Source organism: Crossiella sp. SN42 (assembly GCF_023897065.1).
Lineage (GTDB): Bacteria > Actinomycetota > Actinomycetes > Mycobacteriales > Pseudonocardiaceae > Crossiella.
This window is the reverse complement of the sequence record NZ_JAMHIV010000030.1, coordinates 96,140-122,433: the sequence shown is the minus strand read 5'-3', so window position 1 is coordinate 122,433 and position 26,294 is coordinate 96,140. Positions and strand designations below refer to the sequence as shown.

Genomic DNA, 26,294 nt, shown 5'->3' with positions numbered 1-26,294 from the left:
TCGGCGTGCGGGGCGTTCATGATCGAAGAAGCGCCCGCTGGCCTACCCTGGGCGGCGTGAAGTCCAACGAGCGGGCCCGGCCGCCGGTCATCGCCGATGTGGCCCGTGCCGCCGGGGTGTCGGTGTCCACGGTGTCGCGGGTGCTCAACGGCGAGGTGCCGGTGGCCGCGGAGAAGCGGGACCGGGTGCTCGCCGCGGTCCGCACGCTCGGCTACATCCCCAACGGCGCGGCCAGGGCACTCGTGCGCGGCCGCCAGTCGATGATCGCCGTGGTCGCCGGGAACACCACCAGGTACGGCTACGCCAGCACCATCCAGGGCATCGAGGAGGCCGCCCGGCAGGCCGGGTACCTGGTCGTCATCACGGTGGTGGAGTCCACCGCCAGCGAGGTGGTCGGCGGCGCGCTGGCGCTCAGCCTCAGCCAGCCGGTGGCCGGGGCGATCGTGCTGGAGTACGACGCGGCCGGCGCCGCCGCGCTGGCCGCCATGCCGGCCTCGCTGCCGGTGGTCGCCGCCGCGCCCGCGCTGTCCCGGCACGGCGACCTGCCGCGCGCGGTGATGGACGACCGGGTCGCCGCCGAGCACGCCACCCGGTACCTGCTGGACCTGGGGCACGAGGTGGTGCACCACGTGGCCGTGCCGCGCGCGGAACGCTGGACCGGGCGGACCGCGGGCTGGCGGGCGGCCCTGGAGAGCGCGGGCATCCCGGTGCCGGAGGTGCTGGAAGCCGACTGGACGCCGAAGTCCGGCTACCGGATCGGGCTGGGCCTGGCCGAGCGCGAAGACGTCACCGCGGTGCTCTGCGGCAACGACGAGATCGCCATCGGCGTGCTGCGCGCGTTGCAGGAACGTGGGCGGCGGGTGCCGGAGGAGGTCAGCGTGGTCGGCTTCGACGACCACCCGCTCAGCGAGCTGTGGTCGCCCGCGCTGACCACGGTGCGCCAGGACTTCGTCGAGCTGGGCCGCCAGGCCTTCGGACTGCTCGCCGCCGTGCTCGCCGGTGAGCCGAGACCGGCCCCGGTGGCGGTGGACCCGGAGCTGATCGTCCGCGGCTCCTCCGGAAGGCCCAGGTCGGCCAGGGGCTGAGGAGTTCTGCTCCGCGCGATGCCGCCTGGTTCCTCATGATCACGCGTTCTGAAAGCGCTGTCAGAGATTTGAGCTGGCCTCTTGCGTCGGATTCTGAATGACGTTTTCATAGCCTCCGGCACCGTAGCCCGCTGAGCGTGGAGGAAGCGTGACCGAGTCCGAGAACTCCCTCCACTGGGGAACCGAACGCCTGCGCCTGGAGTTCGGGATCGGCCAGGACGGCCCGGTGCGGATCCTCGCCGCGACCGTCCCCGGCGCACCGGCGCACCGGCGCGAGCCCCGCCAGCCGCTGGTGGAGGTGCTGGCGGTGGGCCACGGACACGCCAGCGCGAACACCCGCAACACCGCCACCGCGATCGGCGCGCGGCTGCGCCACCTGGGCCACACCACCCGCACCGACGGGACCTGGGCGGTGCTGGAGATCAGCCAGCAGGACCCGGTGACCGGGCTGCGGGTCACCAGCACCCTGCGCGCGCCCGCCACGGCCGCCGCCGTCCAGGCCAGCACCACCCTGCGCAACGAGGGCGCGGAACCCGTGCTGCTGCAAGCGGTCACCTCGCTGGCCCTCGGCGACCCGGTCGGTCCCCGGCCGCCCGCCGAGGTGGAGCTGCGCACCGGCTACAACGACTGGGTCGGCGAAGGCCGCTGGGACCGGGTCCCGCTGAGCGCGCCCGCCGGTCTGCCGCACCTGGACCTGGGCGCGCACCAGCACCAGGACGCCCGTGGCGCGCACGCGGTGGTCAGCGCGGGCGCCTGGTCCTCCGGCACCCGGATCCCGGCGGGCGTGCTCGCGGTTGCGGACGGCGGTCCGGCGGTGGCCTGGCAGGTCGAGCACAACGGGGCCTGGCGGGCCGAGGTCGGCGAGCGGCTCGGCGATGACGAGAGCACCGAACTGGTGCTGGCCCTGCTCGGCCCGACCGACGCGGACCACCAGTGGTTGCAGGTGCTCGAACCCGGCGCGGAGTTCAGCACCGTGCCGGTCGCGCTGGCCGTGGCGGACGGCTGGCAGGAAGCGGTGGCCGAGCTGACGGCCTACCGGCGGGCGCTGCGCGGGCCGGGGGTGTCCGCGCCGGTGGTGTTCAACGACTACATGAACACGCTGATGGGCGACCCGACCAGCGCCAAGCTCCGCCCGCTGGTCGAGGCGGCCGGGTCGGTCGGCGCGGAGGTCTTCTGCATCGACGCTGGCTGGTACGCCGACGACGGCGACTGGTGGGACTCCGTCGGGGCCTGGGAGCCCTCGGTGACCCGCTTTCCCGACGGCGGCCTGCGCGCCGTCCTGGACCACATCCGGCAGGCGGGGATGGTGCCGGGGCTGTGGCTGGAACCCGAGGTGGTTGGCTGCCGCAGCCCGGTGGCCGACCGGCTGCCCGACGCGGCGTTCCTGCAACGCCGCGGCCTGCGGATCGTGGAGCAGGGCCGCTACCTGCTCGACCTGCGGCATCCCGAAGCGGTCAAGCACCTCGACGAGGTGGTGGACCGGGTGGTCGAGGACCTGGGGGTCGGCTACCTCAAGCTGGACTACAACGTCACCCCCGGAGCGGGCACTGACCGCGCGGCCGACAGCGCGGGCGCCGGGCTGCTCGGGCACAACCGCGCCCACCTGGACTGGCTGGACGGCGTGCTGCGCAGGCATCCTGGGCTGCTGGTGGAGAACTGCGCCTCCGGTGGCCTGCGCGCGGACTACGCGCTGCTGTCCCGGCTGCACCTGCAATCCACCTCCGACCAGCAGAACCCGCTGCGCTACCCGCCGGTGGCCGCGGCCGCCCCGCTGTCGGTGCTGCCCGAGCAGGCGGGCAACTGGGCCTACCCGCAGCCGGAGATGACCGACGAGCAGATCGTGTTCACCCTGTGCACCGGGCTGGCCGGGCGGCTGTACCTGTCCGGGCGGCTGGACCGGATGGATCAGCGCCAGCTCGGCCTGGTCCGCGCCGCGGTCGAACTGGCCCGCGAGCACACCGGCCACCTGACCACCGCGGTGCCGGGCTGGCCGCTGGACCTGCCGGGCTGGCACGACGAGTGGGTGGTGTCCACATTGGACACACCGGCGCAGACCCTGGTCTCGGTCTGGTACCGCGGCGAAGGGCCGGGGGAGACCACCCTGCCGCTGCCCGCCGGGGACCTCGGCGTGGCCTTCCCGCCCAGCGGCGCGGGCGACTGGGACATCACGCGGAACGCGGACGGCGGGGTGCGCCTGCGGGTGCCCGCCGGGCCGCGGGCACGGCTCATCAGGATCACGCGCGGCACAGCCGAGGAGACGTCATGAGGAAGTTCCGGCCATTGCTGGCGGCGCTGACCGCCCTCGGGCTGTGCGCCGCCGGGTGCTCCGACCCCGGCGCCGCCCAGGACGGCCCGCCGACGGTGACCACCTGGCCCGACCCCTCGGCCCCGCTGGCCGGCACCACGCTGACGGTGTGGGCCGCGCAGAACTCCACCAAGGCGCCCGCCGCGGTCGTCGCCGCCTTCGAGCGGGCCACCGGCGCGACCGTGCGCGTGCTCACCATCCCCGACCCCTACGAGCAGGGCGTGCAGACCAAGGTCGCCGCCGGTGACAAACCCGACCTGGCCTTCTGGCAGCCGACCGGCTCGATGCTCAGGGCCGTCAACGCCAAGGCCACCCTCCAGCCGCTGACCGGCGCGCCCTGGCTGGACAGCCTGGACCCGGCGCTGCGCGAGATCACCGGCCAGCTCGACGGCACCCGGTACGCGGCGCTGATCACCAGCCCGGCCGTGCAGGGCGTGTACTACAACAAGCAGGTCCTCACCCGGCACGGGATCACCGCGCCGCCGAAGAACTGGGCCGAGTTCCTGACCGTGGCCCGCAAGCTCAAGGCCGAGGGCCAGACCCCGTTCCACGAGATGGGCGGCGACCGCTGGGCGACCCAGTGGTGGGTGCAGGTGCAGCTGGCCGACGCGGCCAGGGACGGCCTGTGGGAGCGGGTGAACACCGGCAAGGAGAAGTTCACCGATCCGGCCATCCGCGGCGCCATCGCCCAGTACCAGGCGCTGATCGCCGAAGGCCTGTTCAACGCCGACCTCAAGACCGCGCGGCTGGAGGACCAGGCCGACGCGCTGCTGGCCGGGCGCGCGGCGATGGCGGTGCAGGTGAACTCCTTCCTCACCCAGTTGCAGGCCAAGGCGAGCCCGGCCGAGCTGGACGAGCGGATCGGGTTCTTCCCCATCTCGCCCAGCGGCAACGTCGGCACCTTCATCCCGGACCAGACCAACGCGCTGGTCGCCTTCCGCACCGGCGACCAGCGGCGGGAGGCCGCGGCCCGGCAGCTGCTGGCCTACTGGCTCGGACCGGGCTACCCGGCCTTCGTCAACGACCGCAAGACCGTCTCGCTCAAGCCCTCCGTGCCGTCCCCGCCCGGCGTGCCCCAGGCCGCGCAGGAGGCGCACGGCGCGCTGCGCACCGCGGTCGGTTCGATGCAGGCGCTGGCCGCGGCCAACCCGGACCTCTACCTCAACCTGGCCGACCTGGTGCAGGGCGTGCTGACCCCCGAGCAGGTCGCCCAGCGCACCCAGGACCAGTTCGCCCAGCTGGCCAGGGCCCAGGGCCTGCCGGGGTTCTGAAGCCGTGGCCGCCCGCGCGCACACCCACCCCGGCTGGTTCCTGGCACCGGCCTTCGCGGTGCTCGGGGTGTTCTTCTTCCTGCCGACGCTGTTCAACTTCGGCTACGCGCTCACCGACTGGTCCGGGTTCAAGAGCCGGATCGACTTCGTCGGCCTGCGCAACTTCGCCGACCTGCTCGGCGACGGCTCGCTGCTGGCCTCGGTGCGCACCACCCTGGTCTACGCGGTGCTGGTGGCCTTCTTCCAGAACCTGTTCGGGCTGGCGCTGGCGCTGCTGCTGGAACGGGACACCAGGGTCAACCGGTTCGCCAGGGTGATGTTCTTCATCCCGGTGGTGATGTCCGCGCTGGCCACCGGCTACGTGTGGCAGGCGGTGCTGCGGCCGGACGGCGCGCTCAACGGCGTGCTCGGTTCGGTGCTGGGCCAGGAGATCAGCATTCCCTGGCTGGGCAGCACCACCTGGACGATCCTGGTGGTCGCGCTGGTGCACGCCTGGAAGTGGATGGGCCTGTCCATGCTGATCTACCTGGCGGGCCTGAAGTCCATCAACGAGGAGGTGCTGGAAGCCGGTCGGCTGGACGGCGCGTCGGCGTGGCGGCTGTTCCGCACCGTGCGCTTCCCGCTGCTGGCGCCCGCGGTGACCTTCAGCGTCACCACCGCGCTGCTCGGCTCGATGAACGGCTTCGACATCGTGCAGGCCACCACCGGCGGCGGCCCGGCCCGCACCACCGAGCTGCTCAACATCTTCGTCTTCCGCACCTTCGGCCAGGGCCTGTTCGCCCAGGCCACCGCGATGAGCCTGGTGCTGTTCCTGCTGGTCGCGCTGCTGGCCTTCCCGGTGGTGCGGATGCTGCGCCGACGGGAGGACGTGCTGTGAGCGGCTCGCGGACCTGGCGGCGGGTCCAGCCGGTGCTCGCGCTCACCGCGGTCATCACGCTGATCGCGCTGCCGCTCTACATCGTGCTGATCACCTCGGTGAAGTCGCAGGGCGAGGCGCTCACCCCGAACCTGGCCCCGCCTGCCGCGTGGTACTTGGCGGAGAACTACGCGCAGGTGTGGGAGCAGGGACGGATCCCGGCGGCCTTCTGGGGCAGCATGCTGGTCATGGTGCCCACGGTCGCCGGGGTCCTCCTGCTCGGCTCGATGGCCGCCTGGGTGCTGGCCCGCCGCTCCTCCAAGGCCAACTCCCTGCTCTACGCCCTGGCCGTCAGCGGCATCGTGCTGCCACCGGCGGTGGTCACCATCGTGCTGCTGCTGCGCCAACTGGGCCTGGCCGGCACCGCGGTCGGCATGATCGGGGTCTACCTGGGCATGTACCTGTCCACGGTGATCTTCCTGGTCACCGGGTTCGTGCGGACCATCCCGGCCGAGCTGGAGGAGGCCGCGCGGGTGGACGGGGCCGGGCCGGTGCGGGTGTTCTTCCAGATCATCCTGCCGCTGCTGCGCCCGACCCTGGCCACCGCGACGATCCTGATCTGCCTGTACGTGTGGAACGACGTCTTCTACGCCTTCTTCGTCATCGGCGGCAGGCTGGACACCTTGCCGCTCAACCTGTTCCAGGTCGCCAGCGCCGGCCTGTACCTGAACAACTGGCACCTGATCTTCGCCTACGTCGTGCTCATGAGCCTGCCGCTGGTGCTCGTGTTCGTGATCGGCCAGCGCAAGATCATCTCCGGCATCACCGGCGGAGCGGTCAAGTGATCCCGTGCGTTCGCACCGAGAAAGGGGACACCCGATGCAGCACAAGCCAACCGGCCGAGGGCCACGACGGGCGGTGGCCGTAGGCCTCGCCGCGGCGCTGGCCGCCACCGGCCTGCTGAGCGCGGCCGCGCCCGGCGCCGCCGCCCCGGCCGCCGAGGTGGTCGCGGTCGACTTCGCCCAGCGCACCGGCGCGGTGCACGGCGGCGCGACCGGCATGCTCTACGGCCTCTCCGATCCCGGTGTCCCGGGCAGTGCCCTGCTCGCTGGGGCCCGGCCGCGCACCGTGGCGCAGAAGGCTCCCGACGGCCAGCAGCACCCCAACGGCGACGCGCTGGTGGTCGCCGACGACTTCTTCACCGCGGGCGGCGCCGACGTGGTGATCTACATGCAGGACATCTACGCCAAGTGGCCCTACGAGAACTTAGGCATCGCCGACTATCTGTCCAAAGTGGACACCATGGTGCGCAAGGTGGTCCAGCAGCGGCCACGGGACAAGGGCCGGTTCGTCTGGGTGCCGTTCAACGAGCCCGACCTGATCTGGTACCAGGACTGGGGCACCCAGCGGCAGAAGTTCCTGGACGACTGGAAGCTGGTGTTCGAGCGCATCCGCTCGATCGACCCCGACGCGCGGATCGTCGGCCCCAACGAGGCCGGGTACAACCCCGGCAGGCTGCGCGACTTCCTCACCTGGACGAAGAACACCCGCTGCGCCGGTGACCGGGAGGGCGACTGCCTGCCCGACATCATGGCCTGGCACGAGCTCAACCGCGGCAGCCTGGCGAACTACCGGGGGCACTTCGCGCGGTACCGGCAGCTGGAGCGCGAGCTCGGCATCAGCCCCCGGCCGATCAACATCGACGAGTACGGCAACCGGCGGGACATGTCGGTGCCCGGCCAGCTCATCCAGTGGATCTCCATGTTCGAGGACACCAAGGTCGACGCGGACATGGCGTACTGGACCTATGCCGGGAACCTGGACGACCACGCGGTCCGCACCCGACGCGCCAACGGCGGCTGGTGGCTGCTCAAGTGGTACGCCGACCTGACCGGGCAGACCGCGCTGGTGCGCCCGCCCCGGCCCAACGTGGCCGACACCGCGCAGGCGGTCGCGGCGGTGGACGAGTCCGCGCGGCGGGCCACCGTGCTGCTCGGCGGTTCGGACAGCGCGCGGCTGGAGCTGACCGGGCTGGACAGCCGGATCTTCGGCCGCACGGTCGATGTGCAGGTCTCCCGGACCGGCTGGACCGGCTACGAGGGCGACGCCGGAGCGCCCCCGGTGGTGGCCGCGCGGCGGGCCAACCTGGACGGCGGCAAGCTGAGCCTGGACCTGCCGGGCGGGGACGTCATGGCCGCCTACCGCGTGCTGATCACCCCGGCCGCAGGCGCGGAGCCCAAGGCCGAGGTGCCCTGGTCGGCCAGTGTCGAGGCCGAGTCGGCCACCCTGACCTCCGCGCAGGTCCACACCCAGGACACCACCGCGGATCCGCAGCTGTACGCGACCTCCGGCAAACGCGACGTCGGCGCGATGAACAGGCCCGGCTCCGCGGTGACCTTCCCGGTGACCGTGCCACGGGACGGCCTCTACCGGCTCGGGATCTACCAGGGCGCGAACCGCGCGCCGGGGCGGCACGCGCTGTTCGTCGACGGCGCGCTCAACCAGGTCGTGCAGTACTCGGCCAACCTCGGCTGGACCTACCGGGGCCGCACCGACGTCCAGCTCCGGCTCACCGCGGGCACCCATCAGCTGTCCCTGCGCACCAGCGCCGACGGCCGGGAACCGTTGCCGGGCAGCGACATCACCCTGGACAAGTTCGACCTGACCGAGGTCACCGGGCCGGCGCGCGGCCGCTACCTGCCCGATGACGCCCGGCTGACCGACGGCGCCCGCCTGCAGCGCGCCGCCGGCGGCCCGGCCGTCACACTCGGCGGGCGCGCCAAGGCGACCTACTTCGTGGCCACCGCCGAAGACGGCTACCAGGACCTGGCCCTGACCTACCAGGCCGGTCAGGCGGGCACCCTGGACGTGCGGATCGACGGCCGCGCGGTGCCGGGCCTGCGGGCGGAGCGAGCGGGTGAAGGCACCTCCCGCGCCAGGGTGTACCTCCCGGCAGGCATCTCCCGGATCGAGGTCACCGCGGCCGCCGAGCTGAACCTGCGCGAGCTCAGCACCACGCGGGCGGCGAACGCGGACAGCCAGGTGCACGTGGCAGAGGCCGAGCAGGGGAAGCTGAGCGGGACCGCCAAGGTGACCGGCCTGCCGGCGGGCAGCGGCTCCAACGCCACCGGCGGCGGCTACGTCAGCGGACTCGGCGCCGGGGCGGGCAACACCCTCACCCTCAACCGGCCCAGCCAGTTCGGGCCGGGGGAGTACGTGCTGTCGGTGCACTACGCCAACGCCGAGCGCAACACCGGGCACGCCTACAACACCGACGTGATCAGCCGGTGGCTGGACATCACCGAGACCGGCGGCGGCAGCAGGCGCGAGGTGTACCGGCACAACTACGCCTGGGACAACTTCTGGTCCCACCCCACCCCGTTGCGCCTCAACACTTCCGGCGGCGCGCTGGTGCTCGGCAACGCCTCCGGCCCCGGTCCGCACGTCGACCGGGTGGAGCTGGCCAAATTCGTGCTGAGCGTGCAGAACACCGCTTGACGGTTGTTGACAGAAACACCGGGACCGGCTTTCCGGGCTGTTGTCGCTCTTACGCTGCGATCCGCCTGACAACAGCCCGGGAGGCCACCCATGACCGCGATGAAGACAATCCTGCTCCTAGCCATGACCGCGGTTCTCGCCGCCCAGTCCGCCCAGCCCGCCCAGGCCGCCGAGATGCCACCGAACCCGGTGGCGAAACCGGGCTGGGTTCTGGACCGCCAGGACGAGTTCAACGGCAGCCTGGACAAGAACCTGTGGATCACCAACTACCTCGAGTCGCGCACCCCGGAATGGCGCTCCAGGGCGCGGTACGGGTTCCGCAACAACGCGTTGGTGCTGCGGATCGACAACGACCAGCCGACCTACTACGCCAACGAGCCGATGAAGGTCTCCAGCATCCAGACCGGGCAGCGGACCGGTCTGCACAAGGGCTCGCCCCAGGACCACACCATCCCCACCATCTGGAAGTACGCGCCCAAGTACGGCTACTTCGAGATCCGGGCGAAGACCTCGGCCAGGAGCGGTGTGCACGCCGCGTTCTGGACGGTGGGCAAGCAGGACACCCGGGAGCAGAGCGCCGAGATCGACATCATGGAGCACGCCGGAATCCACGGCAGGGCCTTCAACTTCAACCTGTTCAAGTGGTCGGACCCGAAGATCCAGCAGGTCACCCAGTCGGTCCCGGTGTCCTTCGACCTCACCACCGAGATGCACATCTACGCCATGGAGTGGACGCCCACCCAGATCAAGCTCTACGTCGACAACAAGCTGACCAGGACGCTCAACCAGTCTCCGGACTACGCCTCGGGATTCCTGCTGGGCATCTACGAGAACGCGGGCTGGACCGGCTCGGTGAACCCCTCGGACCCGCGGCCGAAGGAGTTCGTGGTGGACTACTTCCGCGCCTACCGCAAGGCGTGAACCGGTGGTGTGGCGGCATGGTGCACGAGCTCGGCAGTCGCCTGTCCTGAAAAGTTCCGCACAATGCGCAATCGGCCCGGATCCGGCTGACAGGGCCGGGTGGGCCGAGGTCTACTGACGGGGCCCGCAACGGAGCCGGCGCGGGCGCCCGGTGTGCTGGACTGCTCCCAGCCCAGTGCCGCGCACCGGATGCATTCAGGGGCACCGGCTCCAGGGGCGGCCGCCGGGCACGCGAGACCCGGCGGTCGCCCCGTAAACTCACCGGCCGGAAGCTTGATTCCCGGACGCCGGAAGGCAGCTGATGCGGTTCTCCGAGGCGCTCACCCGTGGTCCGCTGCTGCTCGACGGCGGCCTGTCCACCGCACTGGAGCAGGCGGGGCAGGACCTCTCCGGCGAGCTGTGGTCGGCCCGGCTGCTGCTGGCCGACCCGGCCGCGGTCCGCGCCGCGCACCTGGCCTACCTCCGGGCCGGCGCCCAGGTGGTGATCACCGGCAGCTACCAGGTCAGCTACCAGGGCTTCGCCCGGCGGGGAATGCCCGCGGACGCGGTCTCCGGCCTGTTGCGGCGCAGCGTGCGGCTGGCCGCCGAGGCCGCGGCCGAGGTCGAGGGACCACGCTGGGTGGCGGCCTCGGTCGGCCCGTACGGCGCGGTGCTGGCCGACGGTTCGGAGTACCGCGGCGGGTACGGGCTCAGCGTGCCCGAGCTGGCCGGGTTCCACCGGCAGCGGATCGAGGTGCTGGCCTCGGCCGGTCCGGATGTCCTTGCCGTGGAGACCATCCCGGACCTCGCCGAGGCCGAGGCGATCCTCGGCCTGGTCGCCGGGCTCGGCCTGCCGGTGTGGCTGTCCTTCCACGTGCGCGACGGCCGCACCGGCGCGGGCCAGCCGCTGGCCGAGGCGTTCGCGCTGGCCGCCGCCGTGCCCGAGGTGGTGGCCGTCGGGGTCAACTGCTGCGCCCCGGCGGAGGTGGCCCCCGCGATCGAGGCGGCGCGCCAGGTGACCGGCAAGCCGGTGGTGGTCTACCCCAACGGTGGCGGCGAGTGGGACGCCGGGCGCAAGGAGTGGTCCGGTCCGTCCACAGTGGACCCGGCGGCGGCGGTGGCGTGGGCGGACGCGGGGGCCGGGTTGATCGGCGGTTGCTGCCAGGTCGGACCGGCCGGGATCGCCCGGCTCGCCTCGGCGCTCCGGGCGGGATGAGCCGGTCAGCGCAGGTAGCCCGCCAGCGACAGGTTCAGCTCGCGCACGCCCTGCGCGACCAGCCCGGCCATCACCGCCGCGCCGTGCGTGGAGAAGTGGGTGTTGTCGTTGACTTCCCTGGTCAGGTACAGCCGCTCGGAGGCCGCCGGGCCCAGCGACTCCACCAGCGCCTTGGTCTTGGCGGTGAGGTCGAGCACCGGCACGTTCGCGCTGCGACCGAGCGCCCTGATCGCCGCGGGCAGGTCCACGCCCTTGTTGTTGACGTGCAACGCCCACGAGTTGAGCTTGCCGCCCTCGAACAGCCTGCGCACCGGCGGTGTCATCAGCACCGGCACGCCGCCGCGCTCACGCACCCCGGCGACCAGCTTGGCGAGGTTGGCGCGGAAGACCTCGGCGGTGGTGTCCTTGTCGTTGTGCGCCAACTGGATGAACACCAGGTCCCGGCTCTTGATCAGTGGCTTCATCCTCGGGAACAGCGCCGGGTTGGCCAGGAAGCTGTCCGAGCCCTCGCCGGAGTCCGCGTAGTTCGCGACCACCGCGCCGCCGCGCACCAGCGCCGGCAGGTACTGGCCCCAGCCGTAGTAGGGCGCGGTCTCCTGGTCGCAGACGGTCGAGTCGCCTGCCAGGTAGGCCACCAGGGGGGACCTGGCCGGGGTCACGGTCAGCGCGCCGACCGCCGGGGCGCCGCCGCCGAAGGTGATGCTCAGTCCCGGGGTGCCGCGCTGCCCGGTGGGCTGGCCCTCGGGCTCGCGGACGTTGACCGTCACCGTGCTGCGGACCACCTGGCCCGCGCGGGTGGCGACGGTCTTGAGGACCTGCCTGCGCGCCTCCACCGACATCGAGGTGCTGGCCGCCCGTGCCGGACTGCCGAGGTCAACGGTGACGTCGTAGTTGCCCGGCGCGACCGGGAAGTGGCAGGTGATCGGCGCGGTTCCCGAGCACTGCGGGGGCAGTGCCCGCGGCGCGGCGGTGGCGGGCACGGGGGCCAGGGCGGCCACCCCCAGGGCGGCGGTGATGATCGCGAGACGTGGGTTCGGCATCGGTTCTCCTGCTCACGCGTGGGGGAAGCCGTCGACGGCCTCGGCCGGGCGGTCCGCCGCTGCCGGGTGGTAGCTCTCCGGCGGGGCGAGGTAGGTGGCGGGCAGGCCGCCGGTGTCCACCACGATCTGGTCCACGACCATGGCGGGGTCCACCATCAGCAGGCGCAGCACGTGCTCGCCGGGGGTGCGGACGGTCAGCGCGCCGGTGAGCTTCTCCACGCCCTCGATGACGTTGCGCGCCCAGACGTCGTCCTTCTTGCCGGTGGCGATGGCCTGGCCGGAGAGCACCACGGCGGGGCCGTCGTCGAGGGCGATGGCGAGGCGTCGTTTTCCGCGCGCGTCCAGTGAGGGCAGGCGGAACACGGTCACCGGGAAGGTGCCGGTGCTGGTGAACTGGATCCGGTAGGACAGCTCCGGCGAGCGGGTGGTCAGCTCCTCGGTGATGGGCGCGGCGGTCGAGGGCACGGCCTCCATCGCGGCCTGCCGCCTGCCCAGTCCGGTCACCGCGCGCCACTCCGCGCCACCGCGCGGCACCCGGCGGTGGAAGTGCGCCGCGTCGATGGAGACGTAGCCGTGCGCCTCGACAAAACCCGTGGCGCGCCTGCGGGCCTGCTCGCCGTCGTTGTGCACGCGCAGCGGCACGGACACGCTCCGCCCGGCCCCGGTGAAGGTCACCACCGCCTCGTGCCTGCCAAGCGGCGCCCGCTGCCAGTCGATGGAGACCCACACGCGGACCTGGTCGGTGACGGTGCCGGAGGTCGCGCTCACCCGCACCCATGGGTGGCTTGTCGTTGCGCGCCAAGGGAAGGAGCGGAAGCCGGTGTTGAAGACGTCCACAAAACGGCGGTCGCGCGGATAGGAGGAGAACGACAGCGGACGGGCGGCCCCGGTCTCGTTGCCCTCGGCGGCCACGCCCAGCCCGGAGGTCTGCTGCGGCGTCACCCTGACCACGGCCGGGCGGCCCGGCGCCTGGGGGATCTGCGAGGGATACGGGTTCACCACGCCGTTCCACTTGCCGCCGGCGATCTCGGTGTTGTAGCGCCGGGTGAGCGCCTCCTCCTGCGCGTGCGCGGCCTCGGCCAGCTCCGCGTACCGGTTCACCCCCGCGCCCCGGCCCTGCCGGGAGGCCAGCGCGTTGCGGTCCGCCCAGTAGTACTTGAGGTTCATCAGGTACGCGCCGTGCACCGGGTACTCGACCAGCTCGAAGAAGGCGTCCTGGTAGGCCGCGGGCAGCTGGCGGCCCAGCGCCCGCGTCCGCGCCAGCAGGGCCTCGTACGCGGCCATCCGCCCGCCCGCCTCATCGCCGTGGTGCACCAGCGAGATCGAGCCCCGGTCGACGAACTCCGGGCGGCGCTGCGTGGCCAGCCGGGCGAACTCGGTGCGGATGGCGGCGATCTCCCTGCCGTGCCGCCGCCCGAACTGCCTGCCCGCCCACTCGACGAGGAAGTCCTCGACGTTGCCCGCGCCCCACCGGTTGATGTCCCAGGCCAGGTCCAGGCAGAAGGACAGCCCGGCCTCCTGCGACTTGATGTCCCCGACGTTGATCACCCACAGGCGATCCACCCGGTGCTCGTGGGCGCGGCGCAGCTCCTGCCAGATCTTGCTCAGCTGGGTGGTGTCCAGCCACAGATAGCTCTTCGGGCTGCCCCAGTAGGAGATGTGGTAGTAGAGCCCGTTGCCGCCCGGCCGCCGCTGCTCCTCGCCGGTGGGCATCTGCCGCATGTTGCCGTGGTTGTCATCCGGCCAGACCAGGGTGATGTCCTCGGGCACCCGCACACCGGCGTTGTAGAGGTCCAGGACCTCCTTGTAGGGAATGAAGATCTGCGGGGTGGCGGCGGCGCCGACCTCCTCGGCCAGGATTCGGCGCTGGTCGCTGATGATCTGGTTCATCACCGCGACCTTCTCCGGCACCGTCTTCGCGTGCCGGGTCTGGAAGGCGGAGTCGTGCAGGCCCCGCATGCCGATCGTCCAGCTGCTCTCGAAGGCGGCGTTCTCCCTGGCGCGCGCCCGCCAGTACTCGGCGATCACGCCGGGGTTCACCGTGTAGTCGTACTCCGGCAGGCTGCCATCGGGGTTGCGGTGCGCCTCCGCCCACGGCTGCCACTCGTGCACCCCGTTGCGCAGCAGCGCTTCCGGATGGCTGGAGCCGACCACGATGCCGTACTCGTCGGCGAGCCGGACGCTGTCCCGGTGCTTGTTGAAGTGGTCGGTGTAGGGGTGCATGGCTGGCCACAGGTAGTTGGCCTTCAACCGCAGCAACAGCTCGAAGACCTTCTTGTAGGTCTCCGGGCCGATGTTCTTGTCCGGCTCCTGGGTGCGGTTGGACCAGGTGGTCAGGTTCTGCTCGTCGTTGATGAAGATGCCCCGGTAGCGCACCGACGGCTCACGCCGCTTGACCGTGCCTGTCTCGACGCTGACCGTGGCGCGGCGTTCCACCGGCACGTCGGCCCACCAGTGCCACGGCGAGACCCCGATCCGCTCGGAGGTGTCGTAGATGCCGTAGACCGTGCCGCGCCGGTCGCTGCCCGCGATCACCAGCGCGCGGGCCACGCCGGGCAGCGGGCGTTGCACCACCTGGGTCACCGAGGCCTCCCAGCGCCCGGCCACCTCCGCCACGTCCAGCCTGCCCTCGGCGATCAGGCGGTCGATGACCGGGCTCGCGCCGATGGTGCCGATCAGCACCGCGGTCCCGGACAACCCCGAGGTGGTGCGCTGCACGCGCGGCCGCGTCCCGCTGACCCTGGCCACATCGGCGGCCAGGTCACCCGCGGCGCGGACCACGGCCGGATCGTCCGCCTGGTCCACGAACAGGTCGGCCGCGGACCCGTCGCGGACCAGGGCGAGCTCGTCCGGCCCGGCCACCGCGATCCCCGGCAGCAGCGGGGCGACCCCGGCGATCGCCATACCGCGCAACAACGACCTGCGGGTCCAGCCGTTCGATTTGTTGTTCGACACTGCTCCCGACCTTTCCCGCGCAAGCTCCGGCAGACGACGGAGAACCGTTGTGGCACAACGGCGGAAAGCGCTTACCAGGTACGTTAGGGCGGGTTCGGGGAGACCGTCAAGGCCACTTCGGGTGAGCTCATGCGGGCCTGCCTGATCGCCGCGCAGGTGGCCGAGGAGCCGAGGCCGTGGCTGCAGGAGGCCTACGAGATCGTCCGGCGCCTGGGCGGCGACCTGCTGCGCATGAGGATCAAGGCCAGGCTGCGCGAGTTCGGCGTGACCCCGCCGCGCAGGCGCGACACCGCCCCTGAACTGTCCGATGTGGAGCTTATCGCCGGGGCGATGCGGGTGAGTGAGAAGACGGTGGAGAGCTACCTCACCCGGCTGTTCGCCAAGACCGGCTGCGGGTGCCGGCTCGACCTGGCCACCGCCAGCATCGAGGGCAGGCTCACCGTGTCCGGCTGCGACCGCAGCGGCACGGCTTAGCGCGCCGGCCGCACCCACCGGCCAAGCTGTGCGCTTGACGCAACTCAAGCCGGAACGGCCGCCACGGGCCAAGTGGGAGATCCCACCCGCTGCCCGTAGCGGCCGCTGACGAATGCTTCCCGCTCATCAGCCCCAGAACGACAGCGCCTGCCTGCCCAGCGACTGCTGGCCGGCCGCGTTGGCGTGGCAGCCGTCGGCGACCTCGTTGCTCTTCAAGCGGAACGCGCCGGCGTAGGTCACCTTCTGCGTCGAATCGGCGGCCGCTTGCCTGGCGAGGTTGTCCGTCAGGCGCGGGCCGTTCGCGCCGGCGAGGGAGCACGTGTGGCCCGCGTCGTAGAGCGGCTGTCCGCTGATGAAGATCGCCGCACCGGCCGCCGCGTGCTGGCGCGCGTTGGCGATGAGCTTCTTCACCTCGTCATAGGTGGCCCCGTTCCGGGCGAACACGCAGATTTGCACCCACACCGCCGTCGGCTTGCCGAACCTGCTCGCCTGCTGGTCGAACTTCTGCCAGGCGCTGGAGCTGGGATTTGTCCAGGACTGAACGACCAGGCCGCCTGTCCCGTACGGGCCCCACATGCGGGTGCCGCCGACGGCGACATACCCCTGAGCGACGTTCTCCGCCATCGAACAGCCGATGAAGCCCATCGATTGTGATTGAACGGCTGCCGTGGCGGCTGACGCGTTCGCCGGTAACAGGAGTGCGTTGACAGCGAGCAGAAGGCTCACGAAAAGAGCGTGCCGGATTTTCGCATGGCGCATTTCTACCTCCGACGCGGAATGTTTGGAATGACAATTGCGGACGCGACTACCAGAGCCGATGGCGGCACAACAAGAGATGCGCTTCTCCAGGCCTCGCGTCCGCCGGAACGTTGCGACGGGTGTCGTCAGGGGCCGCGGACACCCAGGGCGGTGTCGAGGAAGGCCTCGATGGTCTCGAGGGTGGGGCGGTTCCTCGGTGGTGCGATGCCGCGGCAACCGGTCGTGGACCGCACCTCGGCTGGCGGCGTGTCCGGTGACACGATGTCCTTGGCGTGGCCGACGCCGGGTACGGAGTAGAACGTCGTGGCAACGCAGGCCCGCTTCAGCGCCGCGTACAGCAACTCGCTCTGGTGGTGCGGGACGAGCATGTCCCGCTGTCCGTGGGCGATCAGGACGGGTGGATCGTCCGGGGTGATGTACCGGATGGGGTTGGCTGCCTGGGCTCGTTGCGGACAGCGCTGGATGGCGCAGCCCACGAGTCGTGACTCCGGTGAGGCGATGTCGTTGTGGCAGTCGGTCGTGCCCATGATCGTGTTGAACGCCGCGCAGGCGCCGGGCAGCATGTGCGCGTCCATCTGGCGGAGGTCCGTGGGCCCGTACAGGTTGACCACTGCCTGGATGGTGCTGGAGGCGCCCGTCAGGCCGACGTTGCCCGCCAGCCCCGGCACACCGCCGGTGACGCCGGCCATGGTCGCCGTCCAGCCACCGGAGGAGTCGCCCAGCACAGCGAAGCGCGTGCGGTCGATCCCGTAGGTCCGGGCGTGGACGCGCAACCACCGGATCGCCGCTTTCACGTCATGGACCTGTGCCGGGAACTGGGCCTGAGTGCTGGATCGTGTCGACACGCCGGCGACCACATACCCCGCCGCGGTGAAGTGTGGCGCCAGTTGAGCGGCGTAGGCCTTGCCGTCGTCGCCGAGCCATGCGCTGCCACCGGTCACGATCAGCAGCGGCCGCGGCTTCCGGTGCCCGCCGTCCGGGACGTACAGGTCGAGGAGGTGTCCTCGGCTGCCCGCCGGCTCCGCTGGGGCGTAGGAGATGTCGGTGTGCACGACAACGCTGTTCTCAGCCGATGCGGGAACCGCCGGCGCGGCGAAAAGCATCGTGAGGACGGCGAGGAGAACGCCTCGAATCCTGGGCAATTTTCCTCCTCGATGGGGCCGCTGTGGATCTGAACGGGATCTTGCGGCCGGGGCTGGTGCCCGCACAAGGGCTCTCTTCCACTGAGTGGAAGCCATCCTCTTCAGAGGTGCACACGCCAGAAGATTCGCGCGAATTCCCGTCGGGGTACCGCTGCGTGGTTCTGTGCCGGAGCGGACTTGCTTTGAGTTCCGCGCTGCCGACGGAATACTCCATCGCCCGCTACTGCGCGCGAACCAACAACTCACGACGCTAGCCGCTGAAGTGCCCGGTCAGCATCGCGGTCGCCAGCTCGACCCTGGACCGGTACCCGCTGCGCTGGAACAGCCGGGACAGCCTGCCTTCGACGCTGCGCGCACTGGCCTGCAACACGGTGGCGAGCTGCTGGGTGCCCAGCCCCTCGGTCACCAGCACGGCCAGCAGCCGCTCGTTCTCGGCCACCGTGGTCTGCCTGCCGGGGACGGTCACCCCGTGCCCGCGCATCAGGGTGCGCAGCCAGGACCGGCTCAGCAACGCGTCCAGCTGCCCGTACCGGTCATAGGACTCGCACAGCAGCGAGGGCGCGCCAAGCCCCTCCGGCGGCACCCGGTGCAGGTCCTTGAAGATCAGCAGGGTGCTGGTGTCGCGACGCAGCGCCGAGGCGGGCGGGGTCAGCTCCAGCAGGGTGGACCAGGCGGCCGAGGCGGCGAAGGACAGGTCGACCACCCGCACGTGCGCGAACCCACCGGGGCGGTCGGCGTCGGCGCAGAGCCGTCGCAGGTGCGCCGCGGTGGCCGCGAGGGCGATGCCGGCGGGTCCACTCAGGACGGTCAGCGGCGGGCGGTCCGGCGAGCGCAGCGCCTGGAGCACGTCAAGGGCAACGCGTTCGCCGGGAGGGCGGAAACGATCGGACTGCACGGTGCTCGCTCCGCTGGTGCCGGGGACGCCGCGTGGCTTCGGTGGCTCGCCCGCGCAGACTAGTCGTTGCCGGCCGTGGGACCGGCCCGCGTCCGCGGTGAACCACTCGGCCGGGTGAGCGTGCCCGGCCACGCGGGCCGCACCCAGCCGCGAGCATCCGGCTGGGTGCGGCACCCGGGTCAGCAGGTGGAGTTGGTCTGGGTGAGCAGGCCCAGCCGCCAGGGCAGCAGGTTGTAGGGGTCGTTGGCGGCGGGGTCCTTGCCCTGGTACAGGTAGCGCAGGTTGCACTCGCTGATGGTCATGTTCTGGTCGATGCCGTTGCGGATCAGCTCGCCGTGGCTGATGTCCGCGGTCCACGGCGTGCCGGTGAAGGTGGTGTTGTTCGCGCGGGCGAACGGGTTGGCCTCGGTGTCGGCGAGGGCCTGCCACGGGCCGGTGATGGCCGGTCCGGTCCAGGACCGGAAGTAGCGTCTGCCGTCCGAGCCGATCGCCTCCACGATCAGCAGGTACTCGTTGCGGCCGGAGATCTTGTACACGTTGGGCGCCTCGAACAGCTTGAACTTGTTCGGGTCCCGCATCGCGATCACGGTGTTGCCCATGCCGTTGGGGAAGTTGGCCAGGCTGGTCTCCGAGCGGTAGAGCTGCCCGTTGTCGTCACTGGAGAACAGGTGGCACCTGGCGTTGTCGCAGACCACCCAGAAGTCGACCCAGTGGCCGTTGCCGATGTTGTCCTTGATGATCTGCGGCATCCCGTTGGCGTAGAACTTCTTCGGCGCGCTCCAGGACCGGGGGTTGGCGATGTCGCGGGTGGTGGAGTAGGCGGCGTTGTCGCCGGTCTGGAAGACCAGGTACCACAGCCGCTGCGGGGCGAAGTAGAACACGTGCGGCGCGGTCTTGTAGCCGGTGCCGATCGCGGTCGTGTCCAGGTAGTGGTGCTGCGCGGAGTTCGCCTGCGACCAGTCGGTGAAGTTCAGGTACACCATGCTGTAGTGGCCCTGGTCGTTCGTGGTGCTGGCGAAGACGTGGTAGCGGCCGTTGTGCTGGACCACGGTCGGGTCCTTGACCGCGCGGATCTTGTGCGTGGCATCGGACTTCGGCCCGATGACGGCGTTGCTGGAGCGCCACTTGAAGCTGGTCGGCAGGGCGGCGGGGGAGGCGTCGGCGGCGGCCGCGGCGTCCGCGGTGCCGGTGGTGGCGCCGGAGAGCGAGGCGAGCGAGGCCGCCACCAGGCTCACACAGGCGAGCAGGGATCTGATGCGCATGGTCGTGTCTCCATCACGGGTACTAGCCGGTGATCCGGTAGGTGACCAGTGCGCGGGCGGGCACGGTGGCGGTGAACGCGCCGCCGGTGACCCGGATCGCGGACTGGGCCTTGGTGCTGTTGCCGTTGTTGGTCAGGTACGGGGTGGCGGTGCCGGTGGTGATCCCGGTGCGCGGCAACGAGAAGCTCATCTGGGCCGCGCTGTTCGCGGTGTTGAGCGCGACCACGGCCAGCGAGCCGTCGCTGTTGCGGTAGGCGGACAGCCGCAGCGCGCCGTCGGCGGTGCTGGCGCCGATCCTGGTGGCGTTCGGCCGGATGAACCGGCTGTAGTTCGCCAGCGCCCACAGCCGCTTGGACACCCGGTAGTTCTGGCCGTCGAGCTGGATGAGGCCGCGGGTGGCGCCGGTGGAGGCGCCGTACCAGTACACGTAGCCGTTGACGTTGCCGGTGGTGAGCGCGGTGTGCACGGCCTGGGCGATGGCGAAGCCGTCGTAGCCGCTGCCGTCGTCCCAGCTCTCCTTCCAGGCATCGCCCTTGGGGTTCCACTCCGACATCCAGGTGCGGCGGGAGGTCGGCAGCGGGCCGGTGATCTGGCTGGCGTAGGTGTGTCCAGTGTGGAGGGACACCGCGGCCCGCGCGGCCGGGTCGGCCTCGATCGCGTTGGTGTAGGCGCGTTGCTGGTTCCAGCCGAAGGAGTCGCAGCAGGTGACCTTCAGGCCGGCGTTCGCCGCGATCGGCCCGAGCACCTTGGCGAACTCGGCGGCCTGGGCCGGGGTGAACCGCATGGAGGAGTAGTCGGTGGTGTAGTCGGGTTCGTTGGTGAACCCGAGATCGTTGATCGTGATGCCTTCCTGGGCGTAGAACTTGGCGTACTGCACCAGGTAGTTGGCGTACGCGCGCCGCCAGTCACCGCTGGCGCAGGAGGCCCCGGCCAAGCCGCACAGCGTGCCGCCGTTAGCCTCGTCGCCGTTGGTCTTCATGTAGCCCGGCGCGCTCCAGGCGTTGGCGTAGAAGCGGTTCACCCCGTAGGCCTTGGCCTGCTTGGCCAGCCACACCTGTTCGGTGTCCTTGCCGTCCCAGACGTACTGCGGGGTCGCGTTCGGCCCGCCGGGGTTCTTGGGCTGGATCGAGCTGCCGGGGGTCGACCCGATGTGCAGCCGCAGAATGGACATGCCGGCGCCCGTGCTGCCGGAGAACAGCAGGTCCAGCACCTCCTTCTGCCGCTGGGCAGGCAGTCCCGCCGAGCCGTGCATGATCGCGGCCCGGCCGAAGGCCTCGGAGAAGCCGAAACCGTCGATCGGCTGGTGGGCCCGCCCGCCGTCGATGGTGGCCGCGGTGGCCGCGTGCGCCGAGGAGGGGCCGAGCAGCAGGGAGCCCAGGCCCAGCAGGGTGGTCGCGGTCAGCACGGCCAGCCTGCCCGGAACGCGACGGCGGGTGCGGGTGCGGATCTCGGACATGGCGGAACCTTCCACGGAGGGGCGAAAAGCCGTCGCGGCTGCGCGACTGGGAGCTGTCAGTGGCGGCATGTCAGGCCGGCCGAACGGTCGTCGAACAACTCGCCGGAGCGTTCGCCGAGCCTGCCGCGAAGCCGGTCGAGCTCGTGGTCGATGCGGGTGGTCCTGGCGGTCAGCACCGAGGGGATGACCGGGCGCGCCACGGCGACGGCGGCGTCCAGGTCGCCGGCACAGGCGTGGCTGTCGGCAAGGCGCAGGGTCAGCAGCAGCTTGCTGCCGTGCATCCGGGCGGGCACATTCGCCAGCGAGGTCTCCGCGAACCGCACCGCCCGGCCCGCGATCGCCCGGTCGCCGGTGGTCTGGGCCAGGTCCCGCAGGCCGGCCGCCAGGTGCGAGGCGATCCAGGCCTCGCCCTCGGCGTCACGGAACCAGGGCGCCTCGACCCGGTCCCGCTCGCCCAGCCGAGCCACCGCGCGCCGCGCCTGGTCGGCCAGCCTGGTGAACTCGCGCTGGTCGCCGAGCAGGGCGTGCCCGCGCGCCAGGTGCAGGTTGGCCTCCACCGCGATCCACCGGCGGTCGCCGCCCACCGCGGCCGCGGCGTTGCCGTACTCCAGTGCCGTGGCGGCATCGCCCTCCATCAGGGCGAGCACGCTCATGTTGGTCAGCGCCTCGCAGGCGGTGCCGTGCTGGCCGGAGGCCGAGGCCCATTCCAGGCTGCGGTGCAGCCAGGCCATGCCGATCCCGTGCTGGCCGCGCTCCACCCTGAGCCAGCCCGCCAGGTCGGCGTACTGGGCGGCCAGCTTCAGCACACCGACCGCGACCGCGCCCCGCGCTCTGGGCACCAGCCCGATCAGGGCGCGCAGCGCCTGCTCCACCTCCGAGGGCAGACTGGCCGCGGACAGCGAGTCCAGATCCGCCTCGATGTAGGTGGTCAGCAGGGCGGCGAAGCCGTGCACCGTCGCCGCGCCCACCGTGCCGGTCCCCTCCTGGAGCACCTCCGCCAGCCCGGCGGCCGGCACCGTCACCGTGCAGCCGGCCGACTCGTGCAGCGGGCACATCACGCCGTAGGCGGGCAGCTCGACCCGCTGGGACCGGCGCGGCTGGGCGGGGCCATCGGCGGGCGGGGGACAGGGCAGCGGCGCCGTCACCGCGACGGCCTCGCCACCGGAACGCCGTCGTGCCCGTAGCTGGGTGGCCAGCGCGAGCAGCGCGCCGCCGGCGTTGAGCAGGTCGTCGGCCGCACTGGCGAAGGAGATCCGGGGCGCGCGGGCGCCACTCTCCAGTTTGGACAGATACGTGTGGTCGTAGCCGAGCCGGGCGGCCAGCTGGACCTGGGTGAGTCCCGCTCGCTCGCGCAACCGCCGCAACTCCCGGCCGAACCGGTCCCGGCCGGTCGCCGCCTGCTGACCCCGCACGACGTCTTCCCTTCAGCCGGGGAGAAGAACTCGGGCCGAGGTTACGTCGCGCGGTTGGCCGTGTCAGTAGGCCGTGCAGTGGAAGTGTGGCGGAAACTCGTTGCTGTCAAGGGAGTTCGATTCGATTCGATTCGAATTCCCTTGTCCGCCAGTGGTTCCCGCGAGCAGAAGCGCTACCCCGGTGGCTGGGCGATGAGCTCGACCATGGTGCGCACCGGCACGAACGACGGCAGGTTCACCAGCAACCGGTCCCGGCGGCCGACGAACACGGCCACCTCCGCCAGGATCGGGGCGTGACGCCCGTGCCGGGCCTGTACGTGCTCGGACTGCCCTGGCAGCACTCGGCCGGGTCGGCGCTGCTCGGTTCTGCCGGAGGCGATGCCGCCCGCCTCGCCGAGCGCATCGCGGTCGAAACGCATCGATAGCTGGTGGCTCGTGGCGTGCCCTGTTGACTGTCGTATGACGTTATGGCAGCGTCTTCTCACCCTCATCTGGGATCGAAGCGCTTCGACAAGAAGGCGGTAGCGGCGTGGTCATCAGCGCTGACGCGGCTCGGCACGGCTGGGACACCGTGCTGTGGTTCCGCCGGCCCGCCCAGGTCTGGGAGGAGGCGTTGCCGCTGGGTACCGGGCGGCTGGGCGCGATGGCCTTCGGCGGGGTGGACCGCGAGCTGCTCCAGCTCAACGACGACCGGCTGTGGACCGGTGGGCCGATGCGGCCGCCGCAGGGCGATCCGGCCGTGGTGGAGCGGGCCAGGCGGCTCGCGCTGGCCGGTGACGCGATGGGGGCGGATGCCCTGCTGCGGACCGTCCAGGGCCCGGACACCGCTCGTTACCTCCCGCTCGCCGACCTGTGGCTGGACGTGCGCCTGGCGGGGTGGGACCGGACGGCCGCGGCTTACCGGCGGCGGCTGGACCTGAGTACCGGGGTCCAGACGGTCAGCTACCGGGTCGGCGGCGTTGGGGTGCAACGGGAAGTGGTGTGCCATCCCGGTCGGCACGTGCTGGCCTGGCGGGTGCAGGCCGAGGTTGGCAGCGCGGTCCAGGTGACGGTGGGGCTGGAGAACGCCCTGGGCGGCAACGGGTTTGGCGTTGGGGCGGTTGCCGGGCTCTCCGGGGTGGCCGGGATGGCCTACGCGGTGGCGACCGTGGTCGAGCGGGACGGGCCGGACGCGGTGACGGTGTACGTGGCGACCGAGGCGGGATACCGCGGCCCGGACACCGAACCGGAACGGGATCCGGCCGAGTGCGCCCGGCTTGCCACCACGCGCGCGGAGGACGCCCGGCGGCTGGGCTGGTCACGGTTGCGGGCGGAAGCCGTTGCCGCGCACCGGGAACTGTTCGACCGGGTGCGGCTGGACCTCGGGCAGGCCCCCGACCTGCCGACCGATGAGCGGATCGCGCGCAGGGACCCGGCGCTGGCCGCGCTGCTGTTCCACTTCGGCCGGTACCTGCTGATCACCAGCTCGCGGCCGGGCACGCTGCCGGCCAACCTGCAGGGCATCTGGAACCCGCACGTGGAGCCGCCGTGGCGGGGCAACTACACGCTCAACATCAACCTGCCGATGAACTACTGGCCAGCCGAGATCACCGGGCTGCCCGAGTGCCACCAGCCGCTGCTGGAGTTCGTCGAACGACTGGCCGGCCACGGCGAGCAGGTGGCCAAGGCGCTCTACGCCGCGCCCGGCTGGACCGCCCACCACAACAGCGATCCGTGGTGCCTGGCCACCCCGGTGGGCGAGGGCACCGGCGATCCGGCGTGGGCGAACTGGCCGATGGCCGGCGCCTGGCTGTGCCTGCACCTGTGGCAGCACTTCGAGTTCGGCGGCGACCTGGACTGGCTGCGCGAGCGGGCCTGGCCGGTGCTCCGCGGCGCGGCCGAGTTCTGCGCGGCCTGGCTGATCGAGCACGAGGGCAGGCTGACCACCGCGCCGTCGACCTCGCCGGAGAACCACTACCTCGACGCCGCGGGCAACCCGGCCGCGGTGGGCGTCGGCGCCACCATGGACCTGGCGCTGACCTGGGAGCTGTTCCGCTGCCTCGCCGCGGCGGCCAAAGCACTCGGCCTGACCGGGGACGAGGTGGTGGCGCGCGCGGACGCGTTGCTGGGCAGGCTGCCCGCGCCGCCGGTCGGCGCCCGCGGTCAGCTGCTGGAGTGGGCGGCCGAGCTGCCCGACGCCGAACCGGGTCACCGGCACGTCTCCCACCTGGTCGGCCTGTACCCGGGGCAGCGGATCGACCCGCTGCGCACCCCGTCGCTGGCCGCGGCGGCCCGGCAGGCGCTGCTGGAGCGGGGCGATGCGGGCACCGGCTGGTCGCTGGCCTGGAAGACCGCGCTGTGGGCTCGGCTCGGTGACCGGGACCGCGCCGCGGAGCTGCTCGCCCAGTTCCTGGCCGACGCCACCGTGGCCAGCGGGCAGGGCGGCGTCTACCGCAACCTGTTCTGCGCGCACCCGCCGTTCCAGATCGACGGCAACTTCGGCATCACCGCGGCCATCGCCGAGATGCTGGTGCAGAGCCATCCCGGCGAGCTGCGACTGCTGCCCGCGCTGCCCAGGACCTGGCCCCGCGGTTCGGTGCTGGGGCTGCGCGCACCCGGCGGCGTCACCGTGGATCTGGCCTGGGACAACGGCGAGCTGACCACGGTGGTGGTGCACGATCTCCGGTCGCCGGTCGCGGTGCGCTACCGGGACCACCTGGCGAGCTTGGGGCCCGGCGGCCACCAGGTGCTCGACGGCAGGCTGACCGCGCTCAGCTGAGGGCGGCGGTGCTGCCGCGATCGGTGAGCCGGGGCTGGAGCAGCCGCACCTCCGGCGGGTGCTCCTGGCCGAGCCGGGACATCACCATCTCCACCGCCATCGCGCCCAGCTCGTCCACCGGAATGGCGACCGAGGTGAGCGGGACGGACTGGTTCTCCGCGACCTCGTCCGGGCACAGCGTGATCACCGACAGGTCCTCGGGCACCCGCAGCGACCGGCGTCGCAGCTCCAGCAGCAATGAACCCAACACCGCCTCGTTGTGCACCACCAGACCGGTGACCGCGCGGCCGGGAGCCAGCACCTCGTCCAGGCACCGCACCACCGCGTCGTAGGCGGGGGAGCAGGGGTGCGCGGAGGCGGTCAGGCCGCGCTTGCCTGCCTCGCCCTCGAACCCGGCCAGCAGGCGCGCGGCGTAGCTGGTGCCCCGTTCGTACACCGCGGGCGGTGAGCCGATCAGCGCGATCGAGCGGTGGCCGCGCTCGCCGAGGTGGGCGGCCAGCTGCCGGCCCGCGGCGGCGAAGTCCAGGTCGGCACAGCTGAGCCCGTCGTGGTCGTCGGGCATGCCGATCAGCACCACCGGCGCGTCCACCGCGCGCAGCTCGGGCACCCGCGGATCCGCGCTCTCCACGTCCATCACGATGATCGCGTCCGCCATCGCCCGCGCGGTGACCCGGTGCGCCTCACCAGGGCCCGCCTCGTTGGTCAGCAGCAGCACGTCGTAGTCGTGGGCGCGCGCGGCCGAGGCGATCGCGGAGACGAACTGCATGATCACCGGCATGTTCAGCCCGGACCGCAGCGGCACCACCAGGCCGAGCACCTGGGACCGGTTCGAGGCCAGCGCGCGGGCCCCGGCGTTGGGGTGGTAGCCGAGCGCGGCGATGCTGCGCTGCACGCGGCGCCTGGTCGCCTCGGAGATGGCCCGCTTCCCGCTGAGCACGTAGGAGACGGTGCTGGTGGAGACCCCGGCGTGGCGGGCGACCTCTTTGATGGTGATCATGCCCGCCCTTCGC

Annotated in this window: 20 protein-coding genes; 10 read left to right on the top strand and 10 right to left on the bottom strand. The window is 71.8% G+C overall.

Annotated elements, in window-relative coordinates; translation table 11 throughout:
* The first annotated feature begins 56 nt into the window (after positions 1-56).
* From M8C13_RS32110 to mmuM, 8 genes are all read left to right on the top strand, one after another.
* Positions 57-1,085, top strand: a complete 1,029-nt coding sequence (locus tag M8C13_RS32110) for a LacI family DNA-binding transcriptional regulator (protein WP_252484511.1) — start codon at positions 57-59, stop codon at positions 1,083-1,085.
* 148 nt (positions 1,086-1,233) lie between these two features.
* Complete coding sequence (locus M8C13_RS45605) at positions 1,234-3,351, top strand: alpha-galactosidase (protein ID WP_252484510.1); 2,118 nt, start codon at positions 1,234-1,236, stop codon at positions 3,349-3,351.
* A complete protein-coding gene (locus M8C13_RS32100) occupies positions 3,348-4,661 on the top strand; it encodes an ABC transporter substrate-binding protein (RefSeq protein ID WP_252484509.1) in 1,314 nt (437 codons plus the stop codon). The genes M8C13_RS45605 and M8C13_RS32100 overlap by 4 nt, the downstream gene beginning before the upstream one ends.
* A 4-nt stretch (positions 4,662-4,665) precedes the next feature.
* Positions 4,666-5,538 (top strand): carbohydrate ABC transporter permease, encoded by an 873-nt coding sequence (locus M8C13_RS32095; protein ID WP_252484508.1) that lies wholly within the window; start codon positions 4,666-4,668, stop codon positions 5,536-5,538.
* Positions 5,535-6,362: a carbohydrate ABC transporter permease gene (locus M8C13_RS32090; RefSeq protein ID WP_252484507.1), complete on the top strand. Its 828-nt coding sequence runs from the start codon at positions 5,535-5,537 to the stop codon at positions 6,360-6,362. The genes M8C13_RS32095 and M8C13_RS32090 overlap by 4 nt, the downstream gene beginning before the upstream one ends.
* A gap of 34 nt (positions 6,363-6,396) precedes the next feature.
* A complete protein-coding gene (locus M8C13_RS32085; RefSeq protein WP_252484506.1) occupies positions 6,397-9,015 on the top strand; it encodes a hypothetical protein in 2,619 nt (872 codons plus the stop codon).
* A 90-nt stretch (positions 9,016-9,105) separates the two neighbouring features.
* Positions 9,106-9,936, top strand: a complete 831-nt coding sequence (locus M8C13_RS32080; RefSeq protein WP_252484505.1) for a glycoside hydrolase family 16 protein — start codon at positions 9,106-9,108, stop codon at positions 9,934-9,936.
* Positions 9,937-10,237: 301 nt separating this feature from the next.
* Positions 10,238-11,131: a homocysteine S-methyltransferase gene (mmuM, locus tag M8C13_RS32075; RefSeq protein WP_252484504.1), complete on the top strand. Its 894-nt coding sequence runs from the start codon at positions 10,238-10,240 to the stop codon at positions 11,129-11,131.
* Between the two features lie 5 nt (positions 11,132-11,136).
* Here the strand turns inward: mmuM and M8C13_RS32070 are convergent, their stop codons facing one another.
* Entirely contained in the window at positions 11,137-12,171 is a 1,035-nt protein-coding gene (locus M8C13_RS32070) for a rhamnogalacturonan acetylesterase (protein ID WP_252484503.1), read from the bottom strand.
* 12 nt (positions 12,172-12,183) lie between these two features.
* Positions 12,184-15,126 carry a glycosyl hydrolase 115 family protein gene (locus M8C13_RS32065; RefSeq protein WP_252484502.1) on the bottom strand — a complete coding sequence of 981 codons (2,943 nt, stop codon included), beginning with the start codon at positions 15,124-15,126 and terminating at the stop codon, positions 12,184-12,186.
* A gap of 129 nt (positions 15,127-15,255) precedes the next feature.
* On the opposite strand from M8C13_RS32065, the gene M8C13_RS32060 reads away from it, so the two are divergent.
* The gene (locus M8C13_RS32060) at positions 15,256-15,600 is read left to right on the top strand and encodes a hypothetical protein (protein ID WP_252484501.1); all 345 of its coding nucleotides are present in this window, start codon (positions 15,256-15,258) and stop codon (positions 15,598-15,600) included.
* Positions 15,601-15,726: 126 nt separating this feature from the next.
* On the opposite strand, the gene M8C13_RS32055 is transcribed toward M8C13_RS32060, so the two are convergent.
* The 7 genes from M8C13_RS32055 to M8C13_RS32025 all read right to left on the bottom strand — a co-directional run bounded on the left by M8C13_RS32055 (position 15,727) and on the right by M8C13_RS32025 (position 22,945).
* Complete coding sequence (locus M8C13_RS32055) at positions 15,727-16,326, bottom strand: hypothetical protein (RefSeq protein ID WP_252484500.1); 600 nt, start codon at positions 16,324-16,326, stop codon at positions 15,727-15,729.
* 158 nt (positions 16,327-16,484) lie between these two features.
* Positions 16,485-17,462, bottom strand: a complete 978-nt coding sequence (locus M8C13_RS32050) for an alpha/beta hydrolase (RefSeq protein ID WP_252484499.1) — start codon at positions 17,460-17,462, stop codon at positions 16,485-16,487.
* 289 nt (positions 17,463-17,751) lie between these two features.
* Positions 17,752-18,528 carry a hypothetical protein gene (locus M8C13_RS32045; RefSeq protein WP_252484498.1) on the bottom strand — a complete coding sequence of 259 codons (777 nt, stop codon included), beginning with the start codon at positions 18,526-18,528 and terminating at the stop codon, positions 17,752-17,754.
* A gap of 47 nt (positions 18,529-18,575) precedes the next feature.
* Positions 18,576-19,658 (bottom strand): non-reducing end alpha-L-arabinofuranosidase family hydrolase, encoded by a 1,083-nt coding sequence (locus M8C13_RS32040; protein ID WP_252484497.1) that lies wholly within the window; start codon positions 19,656-19,658, stop codon positions 18,576-18,578.
* 22 nt (positions 19,659-19,680) lie between these two features.
* Positions 19,681-21,114 carry a glycoside hydrolase family 30 beta sandwich domain-containing protein gene (locus M8C13_RS32035; RefSeq protein WP_252484496.1) on the bottom strand — a complete coding sequence of 478 codons (1,434 nt, stop codon included), beginning with the start codon at positions 21,112-21,114 and terminating at the stop codon, positions 19,681-19,683.
* A gap of 56 nt (positions 21,115-21,170) precedes the next feature.
* Positions 21,171-22,526 (bottom strand): helix-turn-helix transcriptional regulator, encoded by a 1,356-nt coding sequence (locus M8C13_RS32030; RefSeq protein ID WP_252484495.1) that lies wholly within the window; start codon positions 22,524-22,526, stop codon positions 21,171-21,173.
* Between the two features lie 173 nt (positions 22,527-22,699).
* Positions 22,700-22,945 (bottom strand): hypothetical protein, encoded by a 246-nt coding sequence (locus M8C13_RS32025; protein ID WP_252484494.1) that lies wholly within the window; start codon positions 22,943-22,945, stop codon positions 22,700-22,702.
* A 110-nt stretch (positions 22,946-23,055) separates the two neighbouring features.
* On the opposite strand from M8C13_RS32025, the gene M8C13_RS32020 reads away from it, so the two are divergent.
* Complete coding sequence (locus tag M8C13_RS32020) at positions 23,056-25,284, top strand: glycoside hydrolase N-terminal domain-containing protein (RefSeq protein ID WP_252484493.1); 2,229 nt, start codon at positions 23,056-23,058, stop codon at positions 25,282-25,284.
* On the opposite strand, the gene M8C13_RS32015 is transcribed toward M8C13_RS32020, so the two are convergent.
* Positions 25,277-26,281, bottom strand: a complete 1,005-nt coding sequence (locus M8C13_RS32015; protein ID WP_252484492.1) for a LacI family DNA-binding transcriptional regulator — start codon at positions 26,279-26,281, stop codon at positions 25,277-25,279. The genes M8C13_RS32020 and M8C13_RS32015 overlap by 8 nt on opposite strands.
* Positions 26,282-26,294 lie beyond the last annotated feature (13 nt).

What these genes read in the sequence shown, in the direction of transcription:
- M8C13_RS32100 (WP_252484509.1), top strand. Translation starts at nt 3,348, where the DNA reads ATGAGGAAGTTCCGGCCATTGCTGGCGGCGCTGACCGCCCTCGGGCTG.
- M8C13_RS32085 (WP_252484506.1), top strand. Translation starts at nt 6,397, where the DNA reads ATGCAGCACAAGCCAACCGGCCGAGGGCCACGACGGGCGGTGGCCGTA.
- M8C13_RS32080 (WP_252484505.1), top strand. Translation starts at nt 9,106, where the DNA reads ATGACCGCGATGAAGACAATCCTGCTCCTAGCCATGACCGCGGTTCTC.
- mmuM (WP_252484504.1), top strand. Translation starts at nt 10,238, where the DNA reads ATGCGGTTCTCCGAGGCGCTCACCCGTGGTCCGCTGCTGCTCGACGGC.
- M8C13_RS32070 (WP_252484503.1), bottom strand. Translation starts at nt 12,171, where the DNA reads ATGCCGAACCCACGTCTCGCGATCATCACCGCCGCCCTGGGGGTGGCC.
- M8C13_RS32060 (WP_252484501.1), top strand. Translation starts at nt 15,256, where the DNA reads ATGCGGGCCTGCCTGATCGCCGCGCAGGTGGCCGAGGAGCCGAGGCCG.
- M8C13_RS32050 (WP_252484499.1), bottom strand. Translation starts at nt 17,462, where the DNA reads ATGCTTTTCGCCGCGCCGGCGGTTCCCGCATCGGCTGAGAACAGCGTT.
- M8C13_RS32040 (WP_252484497.1), bottom strand. Translation starts at nt 19,658, where the DNA reads ATGCGCATCAGATCCCTGCTCGCCTGTGTGAGCCTGGTGGCGGCCTCG.
- M8C13_RS32035 (WP_252484496.1), bottom strand. Translation starts at nt 21,114, where the DNA reads ATGTCCGAGATCCGCACCCGCACCCGCCGTCGCGTTCCGGGCAGGCTG.
- M8C13_RS32025 (WP_252484494.1), bottom strand. Translation starts at nt 22,945, where the DNA reads ATGCGTTTCGACCGCGATGCGCTCGGCGAGGCGGGCGGCATCGCCTCC.
- M8C13_RS32015 (WP_252484492.1), bottom strand. Translation starts at nt 26,281, where the DNA reads ATGATCACCATCAAAGAGGTCGCCCGCCACGCCGGGGTCTCCACCAGC.